Genomic DNA, 12502 nt, shown 5'->3' with positions numbered 1-12502 from the left:
TCATTTACCCCGGATCAGACGGCGCAAGGCAAATCGGTTCGGATGGCAGGCTTGCGCCACGCTTGCAGGCAGTGGCAAGGGCTCGTTGTCCAGCCAGGCAGCCAGTAACTCTCCGGACAGCGGGGCGGTGATCAATCCGCGTGAGCCATGGCCGCTGTTGACGTACAAACCCTCCAGCCACGGGCAGGCAATATCCGGCACTTGTCGGGCATCCTTGCCCAGTGCCGCGTAGGCCTGATCGAAGGCTTCGCGGTCGGCGAGAGGGCCGACAATCGGCAGATAATCGGGGCTGGTGCAGCGGAAGGCGGCACGTCCTTCGAGACGATCGGCGTCCTGTTCGCTGATCTGCAGGCGTGAGACCAGGTCGCTGGAGATCTCTTCGAGCATCGCCAGATTATCCAGGTGTTCGGCGGTGGTCGGGCTCAGGTCGTCGCTGTTGAAGTCGAAACTGGCACCCAGGGTGTGTTCGCCCAGTCGTGCCGGTGCGACATAGCCTTCGGCGCAGGCCACCGTGGTCAGTGCCTGACTTTGCGGGGTCTGCGCCAGGCGGGTGATTTGCCCGCGAATACGTTTGAGGGGCAGGTCGGCACTCTGGGCAAAACGCTTGATCTCGGCGGCACCGGCCAGCACCACCACAGGCGCTGTTGCGATCAATCGCTCACCGTCGAAGGCTTGCCACTGACCGTCGACTTTGCGCAACTCCACGGCTTCCTGATGGGTAAGCAGTGTGATGCCCGGCTGTGCAGATTGCGCCTGACACAACGCCGGCGGATGCACCCAGCCACCTTCGGGATAATACAAACCACCGTGCGCCAGACCGATCCCGGCGCGGGTCTGCGCTTCGGGTTGGTCGAGCCACTGCAAAAGGTCCTCGGGAAACGCCGCCGCCAGTTGCGCCTGACGTTCGCGTTCCTTTTCATTGAACGCCAGTTGCAGCACGCCGCAGTCATCCCAGTCGGTGCCGCGTTGCAGGGTTTCCAGCAGACGTCGGGTGTAGCCGAAGCCGCTGACGATCAACTGCGACAGTGCAGTGCCGTGGGCAGACAGTTTCAGATACAGCACACCTTGGGGATTGCCCGAGGCTTCCTGTGCAACCGCGCCATGCCGTTCCATCAGACTGACCTGCCAGCCCCGCGCTGCGAGGCTGGCCGCCGTGGCGCAACCGGCCAGACCGGCGCCGATCACCAGGGCACGACGCTCTCCCGTGACAGGCGCGGGGCGGGCGTACCACGGTTTTTCCGCAGCGGGAGGCGCAACGCCTTCGGGCCAGCCGAGAAACTCGCCGCGCAGGATTTCCCACTTGTGGCCGATGCCCGGCGTGCGCTTCATCTTGAAGCCGGCGGCGTTCAGCAGGCGCCGCACCCAACCGGTGCTGGTGAAGGTGCTGATGGTCGAGCCGGGCGCCGCCAGTCGCGCCAGTTCGGCGAACAGTTCGGCGGTCCACATCTCCGGGTTTTTCGCCGGGGCGAAACCGTCGAGAAACCACGCGTCGATCTGGCCGTCCAGTTGTGGCAACTGCTCCAGTGCATCGCCGATCAGCAGCGTCAGGGTCACGCGACCGTTATCCAGAACAATGCGCTGGAAACCTTGATGAATGGCCACGTAATGCTTGAGCAACTGATCGGAGAATGGCTTCAGATCGGGCCACAACGCCAGCGCCCGTTGCAGGTCGGCAGGGCTCAACGGAAATTTTTCGACGCTGACAAAATGCAGCCGCGCACCGGCCACCGCGTGCTGTTCGAACAACTGCCAGGCGCAGAGGAAATTCAGCCCGGTGCCGAACCCGGTTTCACCGATCACCAGCCGCCCACCCGCCGACAGCGCGGCAAAACGCTCGGCCAGACGGTTCTGTTCGAGGAACACGTAGCGGGTTTCATCCAGCCCTGACTGGTCGGAAAAATACACATCGTCGAACACTCGCGAACGCGGGCGTCCCTGGTCATCCCAGTCGAGTTGGGCGTGGGGCATTACAGGTTTCATGGCAGGCTCGGCAACGACAAGGCGGCCATTCTAGCCGATCACGCAGGCGGCGCTTGATCCATGGCAAGCCTTGCTGACGATCACTCAAGGACAATCCGCCGCCGGCGGGAATTTCTGTGCCGCGTCAGAGCCCAATCCGCTAGTCTTGCTGAATCCTGGAAGGAGCCGTCCCTATGTTCGAATCCGCTGAAATCGGTCACGCCATCGACAAAGACACCTACGAAGCCGCCGTGCCCGCCCTGCGTGAAGCGCTGCTCGAAGCCCAGTTCGAGTTGCAGCAGCAGAAGCGTTTCCCGGTGATCATTTTGATCAACGGCATCGAAGGCGCTGGCAAAGGCGAAACGGTGAAGTTGCTCAACGAGTGGATGGACCCGCGCCTGATCGAAGTGCGCACCTTCGACCAGCAGACCGATGAAGAGCTGGCGCGACCACCGGCCTGGCGTTACTGGCGGATGCTGCCGGCCAAGGGGCGGATGGGGATTTTCTTCGGCAACTGGTACAGCCAGATGCTGCAGGGTCGGGTGCACGGCTTGTTCAAGGACCCGCGACTGGATCAGGCGATTGCCGGCGCCGAGCGCATGGAAAAGATGTTCTGCGATGAAGGCGCGCTGATCTTCAAGTTCTGGTTCCACCTGTCCAAGAAACAGATGAAGGCGCGGCTCAAGGCCCTGGCCGATGACCCGCTGCACAGCTGGCGTATCAGCCCGCTGGACTGGCAGCAGTCGCAGACCTACGACAAGTTCGTCAAATACGGCGAGCGCGTGCTGCGCCGCACCAGTCGCGATTACGCGCCGTGGCATGTCATCGAGGGTGTCGATCCGCACTACCGCAGTCTGACGGTCGGCAAGATCCTGCTCGAAGGCCTGCAGAACGCGCTGAAGCGTCCCGATGTGCACCCGCATGATGTCAGCGCCCAGCCGCTGGGCACGTCGGTGGATCAGTTGAACCTGCTCGACAGCCTCAACCTGAATCAGCGTCTGGAGAAGAAAGACTACGAAGAACAATTGATCACCGAGCAGGCGCGGCTATCGGGGCTCATGCGCGACAAACGCATGCGTCGTCACGCGCTGGTGGCGGTGTTCGAAGGTAACGATGCGGCGGGCAAGGGTGGTTCGATTCGCCGGGTCGCGGCGGCGCTCGATCCGCGCCAATACAGCATCGTGCCGATTGCCGCACCGACCGAAGAAGAGCGTGCGCAGCCGTATCTGTGGCGGTTCTGGCGGCACATCCCGGCGCGGGGCAAATTCACCGTGTTCGACCGTTCGTGGTACGGCCGGGTGCTGGTGGAGCGGGTCGAGGGTTTTTGCAGCACCGCCGACTGGATGCGTGCCTATGGCGAAATCAATGACTTCGAGGAGCAACTGGCCGATGCCGGTGTGATCGTGGTCAAGTTCTGGCTGGCCATCGACAAGGACACGCAGATGGAGCGTTTCCAGGAGCGTGAAGAAATCCCGTTCAAGCGCTTCAAGATCACCGAAGACGACTGGCGCAACCGCGACAAGTGGGACGCCTATCGCGCCGCCGTGGGCGACATGGTCGACCGCACCAGCACTGAAATCGCGCCGTGGACCCTGGTCGAGGCCAATGACAAGCGCTGGGCCCGGGTCAAGGTGCTGCGCACGATCAACCGGGCGCTGGAAGAGGCTTTCGAGAAGTCCGACAAGCGAGCCAGAAAGCACAAAGACTGAACCGATGGGCACGCATACGCGAGGTGAATGATTGTCGCGGTCGGCGATTGGGTGGACTTATGCTCGGTCCACTCTCAACCGACTGCAACAATGAGGTATGCCATGCGTGAAGTGGTGATCGTCGACAGCGTACGGACCGGCCTGGCCAAGTCCTTTCGCGGCAAGTTCAACCAGACCCGTCCCGATGACATGGCGGCCCATTGCGTCAATGCGTTGCTCTCGCGCAACGACATCGACCCGGCCAGTGTCGAGGATTGCATCGTCGGCGCCGGCTCCAACGAAGGCGCCCAAGGCTACAACATCGGCCGCAACGTGGCGGTGCTCTCGCAATTGGGCACCGGCACCGCCGGCATGACCCTCAACCGTTTCTGTTCCTCAGGTTTGCAGGCGATTGCGATTGCCGCCAACCAGATCGCTTCGGGTTGCAGCGACATCATCGTCGCCGGCGGCGTCGAGTCGATCAGCTTGACCCTGAAAAGCGTCAACACCGATCACCTGATCAACCCGTTGCTCAAACAGCAGACCCCCGGCATCTACTACACCATGGGCCAGACCGCCGAAGTGGTGGCGCGCCGTTATGGCGTCAGCCGCGAGGCGCAGGATCGTTACTCGCTGCAAAGCCAGATCCGCACCGCTCAGGCGCAGGCAGCAGGGCTGTTCAACGATGAAATCGTGCCGATGGCGGTGAAGTACCGCGTTGAAGACAAAAACAGTGGTGAAGTGCAGATCCTCGACGGCATCGTCGATCGCGACGACTGCAACCGCCCGGACACCACCTATGAAAGCCTCGCCGGGTTGAAACCGGTGTTTGCCGAGGACGGTTCGGTGACCGCCGGCAACTCGTCGCAGTTGTCCGATGGCGCCTCGATGACGCTGGTGATGAGCCTGGAAAAAGCCCTGCAACTGGGGCTCAAGCCGAAGGCGTTTTTCCGTGGGTTCACCGTGGCCGGTTGCGAGCCGGACGAAATGGGCATCGGCCCGGTGTTCTCGGTGCCGAAACTGCTCAAGACCAAAGGCTTGCAGGTGGCGGATATCGATCTGTGGGAATTGAACGAAGCGTTCGCCTCGCAGTGCCTGTACGCCCGTGACCGGCTGGAAATCGACAACGAGAAGTACAACGTCAACGGCGGCTCGATTTCCATCGGTCACCCGTTCGGCATGACCGGCTCGCGGCAGGTCGGGCATCTGGTGCGCGAGTTGCAGCGGCGCAATCTGCGCTACGGAATCGTGACCATGTGCGTAGGCGGCGGGATGGGCGCGACCGGGTTGTTTGAGGCGGTGCGTTAAGTCCGGGAATTTGTTTTGCTCTCTCGATAGCTTTCGCGAGCAAGCTCGCTCCCACAGTTGGCCCTATTCTTGTTGAAGGAATGTGATCGAATGTGGGAGCGAGCTTGCTCGCGAATGGGGCGACCGGATCTACCTGCCAGAATCCAGCAACTGCATCCGCGCGATGTATGCGCGGATTTCCTGCTCGGCTTTCTCGGGGCTGTCGAACGGCCCTTCAAGGGTGTTTTCCCGGGTGCTGAAATACAGTTCGCCGTTGACCCGGCACACGCGGTCGCTGCGAAAATGCGTGGCGGGGGCGGTGTCCTGGGCGCGCATGCCTAACATGACGGGGTCTCCTTGGTGAGTGATGTCCCGGGCTGGATCCAATCAGCTTATGCCTGAACCACTTACCTTGCCCGTGCAGCCGATCAACGGCCCATCGTCAATTTTCTGCTGCGACCTGCACAGTTTCATTTGCGGCTGGAGCGCAACTGTCCCTGTGTCGGGCCGGTCTGTGCGCCTAGAATGAGCGCTCCTGTCATTGGCTTTCGGGGTTCTCATGCACGTTTCATCGGGTCGTTGGGTGTACGGCATGTTCCTGGCGCTGTTGACGGCGTTTCTGTGGGGGATCCTGCCGATCAAACTCAAGCAGGTGCTGGTGGTGATGGACCCGGTCACGGTGACCTGGTTCCGCCTGCTGGTGTCCGGCGGCTGTCTGTTCATTTATCTGGCGGCGACCGGACGGTTGCCGAGTCGCAAGGTGCTCGGGCCGAAGGGCGGCTGGCTGGTGCTGATGGCGGTGCTCGGGCTGGTGGGCAACTACGTGCTGTACCTGATGGGCCTGAACCTGCTCAGCCCCGGCACTGCGCAACTGGTGGTGCAGATGGGGCCGATCATGTTGCTGATCGCCAGTCTGTTCGTGTTCAAGGAACGCTTCAGCATCGGTCAGGGCATGGGTCTGGCGGTGCTGCTGATCGGTTTTGCGTTGTTCTTCAATCAGCGTCTGGCTGAATTGCTCACCTCTTTATCTGATTACACCGCCGGCGTGTTGCTGGTGCTGCTGGCCTCGACGGTCTGGACCTTCTATGCGCTTGGCCAGAAGCAATTGCTGACGGTGTGGAATTCGTTGCAGGTGATGATGGTGATCTACCTGTTCTGCGCCCTGTTGCTGACGCCTTGGGTGCATCCGCTTGAGGCGCTGTCACTGAGCCCGTTGCAGGGCTGGCTGCTGCTGGCGTGTTGCATGAACACCCTGATCGCCTACGGCGCATTTGCCGAGGCGCTGGCGCACTGGGAAGCTTCGCGGGTCAGCGCGACGCTGGCGATCACGCCGTTGGTGACGTTCGGCGCGGTGGCCGTGGCGGCAGGGGTGTGGCCTGAATATGTACATGCCGAGCAGATCAATCTGCTGGGGTATGGCGGGGCGGTGCTGGTGGTGCTGGGCTCGGCGCTGGTAGCGCTCGGGCCTTCGCTGATTGCCGGGCTCAAGGCCCGGCGGATGAAGATGGCCGCCAGTTAAACCGCTTCAACTTCATTCGCGAGCAAGCTCGCTCTCACATTCAACCGCACTCCTGACAGGGGAATGCGGTCAACGGTGGGAGCGAGCTTGCTCGCGAAGACATATTTTCAGGCGCTAAAAAAACTAGCCCTTGGCACCGGCCTCGATCATGTTCTCCGGACGTACCCAGGCATCGAACTCTTCATCGGTCAGATAGCCCAGCTCCAGCGCCGCTTCGCGCAAGGTCTTGCCTTCGCTGTAGGCCTTCTTGGCGATTTCCGCCGACTTGTCGTAGCCGATGTGCGGGTTCAGCGCTGTCACCAGCATCAGCCCGCGCTCCAGATGTTTCGCCATGACTTCGGCATCCGGTTCAAGCCCGGCGATGCAGTGCTGCTGGAAGTTGCTGCAGCCATCGGCCAGCAGGCGGATCGATTGCAGCAGGTTGTGGATGATCACCGGTTTGAACACGTTCAGTTGCAGGTGACCCTGGCTGGCGGCAAAACCGATTGCCACGTCATTGCCCAACACCTGACAGGCGAGCATCGACAACGCCTCGCACTGGGTCGGATTGACCTTGCCGGGCATGATCGAACTGCCCGGCTCGTTGGCCGGCAGGCGCACTTCGGCAAAACCGGCTCGCGGCCCCGAACCCAGCAGGCGCAGGTCGTTGGCGATTTTCATCAGTGCCACGGCGAGGGTTTTCAGGGCGCCGGACAGCGTGGTCAGTGGCTCGTGGCCGGCGAGTGCGGCGAATTTGTTCGGCGCGGTGACGAACGGCAGGCCGGACAACGCCGCGAGCTCAGCGGCAATCGCTTCACCGAAGCCGTGGGGCGAATTCAGCCCGGTGCCGACGGCGGTGCCGCCCTGCGCCAGTTCGCAGACTGCCGGCAGCGCCGCGCGAATTGCCCGCTCGGCGTAATCCAGCTGCGCTATGAAACCGGAGAGTTCCTGGCCGAAGGTGATCGGCGTGGCGTCCATCATGTGGGTGCGACCGGTTTTCACCAGTTTCATGTGCCGCGCCGACAGTTCGGCCAGACCGCCCGACAGCTCGGCGATGGCCGGCAGCAATTGGACCTGCACCGCTTGCGCAGTGGCGATGCTCATGGCCGTGGGGAAGCAGTCGTTGGAGCTCTGCGAGCGGTTGACGTGATCGTTGGGGTGCACCGGCGTCTTGCCGCCGCGCGGGTTGCCGGCCAGTTCGTTGGCGCGGCCGGCAATCACTTCGTTGGCGTTCATGTTGCTTTGGGTGCCGCTGCCGGTCTGCCAGACCACCAGCGGGAACTGATCGTCATGCTGGCCGTCGAGCACTTCGTCGGCGGCCTGTTCGATCAGGCGGGCGATGTCGGCAGGCAGGTCGCCGTTGCGGTCGTTGACCCGGGCCGCGGCTTTCTTGATCAGGGCCAGGGCGTGCAGGACCGGCAAGGGCATGCGTTCCTGACCGATGGCGAAGTTGATCAGCGAGCGTTGCGTCTGAGCGCCCCAGTAAGCGTCGTCCGGGACCTCGATCTGGCCCAGGCTGTCGGTTTCGATACGGCTCATCGTGCACACTCCTGTTGGTCTGTTTGCGCAGTTTAGGCCGGTGTCGGCCCGGGTGGTTCCCTCCAGTCGATTGTTGACCGGCAAATCCCCGCCAATCAAGCGCGGCAAGGCCCGGGGGTTGAGCCGCAGCGTTATTCAGGCGCAGAATGGTCGCCCTTGGGGTTTTACCTCGCCTAGCTGAAAAGGAAACTCGATGACTCGTCTTCGTGCCATCTGCACCGCGGTTGCCCTGGTTTGCGCCAGCGGCCAGGTGTTTGCCGATACCGCCAGCCACAACGCCAGTGCCGAAACTTTCCTGACCCTGGCGCACGCTGACAAGCTGGGCACTCCGGTGTACATGCAGGTTCAGCAGATGTTCGCCCAGCGTTTTGAACAGACCAAGGCGCCGGAATCCAAGAAAGCCGTACTGGATACCTACCAGGCCAAGGCCAACGCCGCCCTGGACCAGGCCATCGGCTGGAACAAGCTGAAGCCGGACATGGTCAAGCTCTACACCAGCAACTTCAGCGAACAGGAATTGAAAGACCTGGTTGCGTTCTACCAGTCGCCACTGGGCAAGAAAGTCCTGGAAAAAATGCCGCAGCTGACCCAGCAATCGGCCCAGATGACCCAGGCCAAACTGGAAAGCGCCGTACCGGTGGTCAACAAGTTGCTGGACGACATGACCAACGAGCTGGCACCGAAAGGCGCGGCTCCGGCCAAGAAGAAGTAAGCGGAGCTCGTGATGACCATGCAACAACGCATCGAATCGACGCTGGCGCTGCTTCAGCCTGAGCATCTGCAAGTGCTGGACGAAAGCCACATGCACAGTCGCGGGTTGCAGACCCACTTCAAGGCTGTGGTGGTCAGTGCGCAGTTCGAAGGCCTGAACCGGGTCAAGCGCCACCAGAAAGTCTACGGCACGCTTGGCGAGCTGATGGGCGAGTTCCATGCGTTGGCGCTGCACACCTACACCCCGCAGGAATGGGCAGAGACAGGCGTCGCTCCGGCGTCGCCGACCTGTGCTGGCGGCAGCAAGCATTGAGCCTTGCAGCAATGAACTGAGGTTCTTTGCTAGAATCCGCAACGCGCCGCTCACCCGGCGCGTTTTTTTTCGTATCCGGTTCACCCTTTACGAGGGTAGCCACCTGGAGAAATACCCATGACACAACCGATTGTCGTGGCGGCACTGTACAAGTTCGTCACCCTCGAAGATTACGTCAACCTGCGCGAGCCCCTGCTGCAAGCGATGGTCGACAACGGCATCAAAGGCACCCTGCTGATCGCCGAAGAAGGCATCAACGGCACGGTTTCCGGCAGCCGTGAAGGCATCGACGGCCTGCTGGCCTGGCTGCGCAACGATCCGCGCATGATCGATATCGATCACAAGGAATCGTACTGCGACGAGCAGCCGTTCTACCGCACCAAGGTCAAGCTCAAGAAAGAGATCGTGACCCTGGGCGTCGAAGGCGTCGACCCGAACAAGAAGGTCGGCACCTATGTCGAACCGCAGGACTGGAACGCGCTGATCAGCGACCCTGAAGTGCTGCTGATCGATACCCGCAACGATTACGAAGTCTCGATCGGTACCTTCGAAGGCGCCATCGATCCGAAAACCACCAGTTTTCGCGAATTCCCCGACTACATCAAAGAACACTTCGATCCGGCCGTGCACAAGAAGGTCGCGATGTTCTGCACGGGTGGCATTCGCTGCGAAAAAGCCTCGAGCTACATGCTCGGCGAAGGTTTCGAAGAGGTTTACCACCTCAAGGGCGGTATCCTGAAGTACCTCGAAGAGGTGCCGCAGGAAGAAACCAAATGGCAGGGCGACTGCTTCGTCTTCGACAACCGCGTGACCGTGCGCCATGACCTGAGCGAAGGCGACTACGATCAGTGTCATGCATGCCGCACCCCGGTCAGCGTCGAGGATCGCGCCTCCGAGCATTACGTGGCCGGCATCAGCTGCCCGCACTGCTGGGACACCCTGAGCGAGAAGACTCGCCGCAGCGCCATCGACCGTCAGAAGCAGATCGAACTGGCAAAAGCGCGCAACATGCCGCACCCGATCGGCTACAACTACAAGCAAGCATCCACCGAGGCTTAATCATGTCTGCACGCCTGCTCTATGTGATGGATCCGATGTGTTCGTGGTGCTGGGGATTTGCCCCGGTGGCCAAGGCATTGGTGGAGCAGGCGCAGGCAGCCGGGGTGGAACTGCACCTGGTGGTCGGCGGGTTGCGCACCGGCAGCGGTGCAGCACTTGAACCAACCACCCGGCGCTACATTCTCGAACACTGGCAGGCGGTCACCGAGGCCACCGGCCAGCCGTTCAAACTTGAAGGCGCATTGCCGGACGGTTTTGTCTACGACACAGAGCCTGCCTGCCGGGCCATCGTCACCGCGCGCAGTCTGGCGCCGGATTGCGCGTGGAAACTGGTCGGGTTGATCCAGCACGCGTTTTACGCTGAAGGTCGCGATGTCACCCAGGCCAGCGTTCTGGTGGAGCTGGCAGAGAAGGCCGGCGTCCCGCGCATCGAATTTGCTGCCCTGTTTGATCATGCCGATCAGCACAAGGCGACTCAGGCCGATTTCAGCTGGGTGCAGGATCTGGGCATTTCCGGATTCCCGACCCTGCTCGCCGAGCGCAATGGCCAACTGGCGTTGCTGACCAACGGTTACCAGCCGCTCAGTGAACTGTCACCGTTGCTCGGCCGATGGCTGGAGCGCGCGGCCTGTGTCTGACCCGGCCGATGACACGCCAGCCGTCAAGCGTGTCGACCGGCTGAGCTGGGCAGAAGTCCGGCGACTGGCGCTTCATCACAAAAAATCCCTGTGGATCGCCAACGGCGTGGCCGTACTGGCGACCCTTTGCAGTGTGCCGATCCCGTTGCTGCTGCCGTTGCTGGTGGACGAGGTCCTGCTCGGTCACGGCGATGCGGCGCTGAAAGTCATGAACCACGTGCTGCCCTCGATGTGGCAGCAGGCGGCGGGCTACATCGGCCTGATGCTGGTGGTGACGCTGACCCTGCGTTGCAGTGCCCTGTGTTTTGGCGTGTTGCAGGCGCGGTTGTTTGCGCGGCTGGCCAAGGACATCGTGTATCGCATTCGCGTGCGCTTGATCGAGCGTCTGAAACGAATCTCGCTGGGCGAATACGAAAGCCTGGGCAGCGGCACGGTCACCACGCATCTGGTCACCGACCTCGATACCCTCGACAAGTTTGTCGGCGAAACCCTCAGCCGTTTCCTGGTGGCGATGCTGACCCTGGTCGGCACCGCCAGCATCCTGATGTGGATGCACTGGAAACTGGCGCTGCTGATCCTGCTCTTCAACCCGTTGGTGATCTACGCCACGGTGCAGTTGGGCAAGCGGGTCAAGCACCTGAAGAAACTGGAGAACGACAGCACCTCGCGCTTCACCCAGGCATTGAGCGAAACCCTCGACTCGATTCAGGAAGTGCGGGCCGGCAACCGTCAGGGCTACTTTCTCGGACGGCTTGGGCTGCGGGCTCAGGAAGTGCGCAACTACGCGGTCAATTCGCAATGGAAGACCGACGCCTCGAACCGGGCCAGCGGCTTGCTGTTCCAGTTCGGCATCGACATCTTCCGCGCGGCGGCCATGTTGACGGTGTTGTTCTCCGATTTGTCGATCGGCCAGATGCTCGCGGTGTTCAGCTATCTGTGGTTCATGATCGGCCCGGTCGAACAACTGCTGAATCTGCAATACGCCTATTACGCGGCGGGCGGTGCGCTGACCCGGATCAACGAACTGCTGGCCCGCGCCGATGAGCCGCAATACCCCGGCGGCGTCGATCCGTTCAAGGGCCGCGATACCGTCGGGATCGAGGTGCAGGGCCTGAGCTTTGGTTATGGCGATGAACTGGTGCTGGATCAGATGAACCTGTCCATCGCACCGGGCGAGAAAGTGGCGATTGTCGGCGCCAGCGGCGGCGGCAAAAGTACCCTCGTGCAATTGCTGCTGGGCCTGTACACGCCGCTGGCCGGGACCATTCGTTTCGGCGGATCGACCCAGCAGGAAATCGGTTTGGAAACGGTTCGGGAAAACGTCGCGGTGGTGCTGCAGCATCCGGCGCTGTTCAACGACACCGTACGCGCCAACCTGACCATGGGCCGTACCCGCAGCGATGAAGCCTGCTGGCAGGCACTGGAAATCGCCCAGCTCGAACCTACCATTCGCGCGTTGCCGGACGGCCTGGACAGTATCGTCGGCCGCTCCGGTGTGCGCCTGTCCGGTGGTCAGCGGCAGCGGTTGGCGATTGCGCGGATGATCCTCGCGGAGCCGAAAGTGGTGATCCTCGACGAGGCGACGTCAGCCCTCGACGCCGCCACCGAATACAACCTGCACCAGGCCATGGCACGTTTCCTCCATGGCCGCACCACATTGATCATTGCCCACCGCCTGTCAGCGGTGAAGCAGGCAGACCGGGTGCTGGTGTTCGACGGTGGGCAGGTGGCCGAAGATGGCGACCATCAGCAACTGATTGCCGATGGCGGGTTGTACGCCAAGCTTTATGGGCATTTGCAGCGGTTGTAG

The 12502-nt window shown here is 61.9% G+C and carries 11 protein-coding genes; 8 read left to right on the top strand and 3 right to left on the bottom strand.

What is annotated here, in order from left to right:
• Complete coding sequence (gene mnmC, locus IHQ43_RS21005) at positions 1-1980, bottom strand: bifunctional tRNA (5-methylaminomethyl-2-thiouridine)(34)-methyltransferase MnmC2/FAD-dependent 5-carboxymethylaminomethyl-2-thiouridine(34) oxidoreductase MnmC1 (RefSeq protein WP_192561977.1); 1980 nt, start codon at positions 1978-1980, stop codon at positions 1-3.
• Between the two features lie 173 nt (positions 1981-2153).
• Between mnmC and pap the strand changes: the two genes are divergently transcribed.
• Positions 2154-3668 (top strand): polyphosphate:AMP phosphotransferase, encoded by a 1515-nt coding sequence (gene pap / locus IHQ43_RS21000; protein WP_192561976.1) that lies wholly within the window; start codon positions 2154-2156, stop codon positions 3666-3668.
• A gap of 102 nt (positions 3669-3770) precedes the next feature.
• Complete coding sequence (locus tag IHQ43_RS20995; RefSeq protein WP_192561975.1) at positions 3771-4955, top strand: thiolase family protein; 1185 nt, start codon at positions 3771-3773, stop codon at positions 4953-4955.
• A gap of 129 nt (positions 4956-5084) precedes the next feature.
• Here the strand turns inward: IHQ43_RS20995 and IHQ43_RS20990 are convergent, their stop codons facing one another.
• Positions 5085-5279, bottom strand: a complete 195-nt coding sequence (locus tag IHQ43_RS20990) for a DUF6316 family protein (RefSeq protein WP_085683493.1) — start codon at positions 5277-5279, stop codon at positions 5085-5087.
• A gap of 214 nt (positions 5280-5493) precedes the next feature.
• On the opposite strand from IHQ43_RS20990, the gene IHQ43_RS20985 reads away from it, so the two are divergent.
• On the top strand, positions 5494-6453 hold the full coding sequence (locus IHQ43_RS20985) for a DMT family transporter (RefSeq protein ID WP_192561974.1): 960 nt from the start codon (positions 5494-5496) through the stop codon (positions 6451-6453).
• A gap of 123 nt (positions 6454-6576) precedes the next feature.
• On the opposite strand, the gene IHQ43_RS20980 is transcribed toward IHQ43_RS20985, so the two are convergent.
• Complete coding sequence (locus tag IHQ43_RS20980; RefSeq protein WP_192561973.1) at positions 6577-7971, bottom strand: class II fumarate hydratase; 1395 nt, start codon at positions 7969-7971, stop codon at positions 6577-6579.
• A 193-nt stretch (positions 7972-8164) separates the two neighbouring features.
• Between IHQ43_RS20980 and IHQ43_RS20975 the strand changes: the two genes are divergently transcribed.
• The 5 genes from IHQ43_RS20975 to IHQ43_RS20955 all read left to right on the top strand — a co-directional run bounded on the left by IHQ43_RS20975 (position 8165) and on the right by IHQ43_RS20955 (position 12502).
• Positions 8165-8683: a DUF2059 domain-containing protein gene (locus IHQ43_RS20975; RefSeq protein WP_115078807.1), complete on the top strand. Its 519-nt coding sequence runs from the start codon at positions 8165-8167 to the stop codon at positions 8681-8683.
• A 12-nt stretch (positions 8684-8695) separates the two neighbouring features.
• The gene (locus IHQ43_RS20970) at positions 8696-8995 is read left to right on the top strand and encodes a BolA family protein (protein ID WP_007950896.1); all 300 of its coding nucleotides are present in this window, start codon (positions 8696-8698) and stop codon (positions 8993-8995) included.
• 117 nt (positions 8996-9112) lie between these two features.
• Positions 9113-10054, top strand: coding sequence for an oxygen-dependent tRNA uridine(34) hydroxylase TrhO (gene trhO / locus IHQ43_RS20965; protein ID WP_096821010.1), 942 nt, complete (start codon positions 9113-9115; stop codon positions 10052-10054).
• 35 nt (positions 10055-10089) lie between these two features.
• Positions 10090-10692 (top strand): DsbA family protein, encoded by a 603-nt coding sequence (locus IHQ43_RS20960; RefSeq protein WP_192565039.1) that lies wholly within the window; start codon positions 10090-10092, stop codon positions 10690-10692.
• On the top strand, positions 10685-12502 hold the full coding sequence (locus tag IHQ43_RS20955) for an ABC transporter ATP-binding protein (RefSeq protein WP_192561972.1): 1818 nt from the start codon (positions 10685-10687) through the stop codon (positions 12500-12502). The genes IHQ43_RS20960 and IHQ43_RS20955 overlap by 8 nt, the downstream gene beginning before the upstream one ends.

Source organism: Pseudomonas gozinkensis (genome assembly GCF_014863585.1).
GTDB lineage: Bacteria > Pseudomonadota > Gammaproteobacteria > Pseudomonadales > Pseudomonadaceae > Aquipseudomonas > Aquipseudomonas gozinkensis.
Note: the sequence above shows the minus strand (reverse complement) of the source record. Positions and strands in the feature narration are given on the sequence as shown.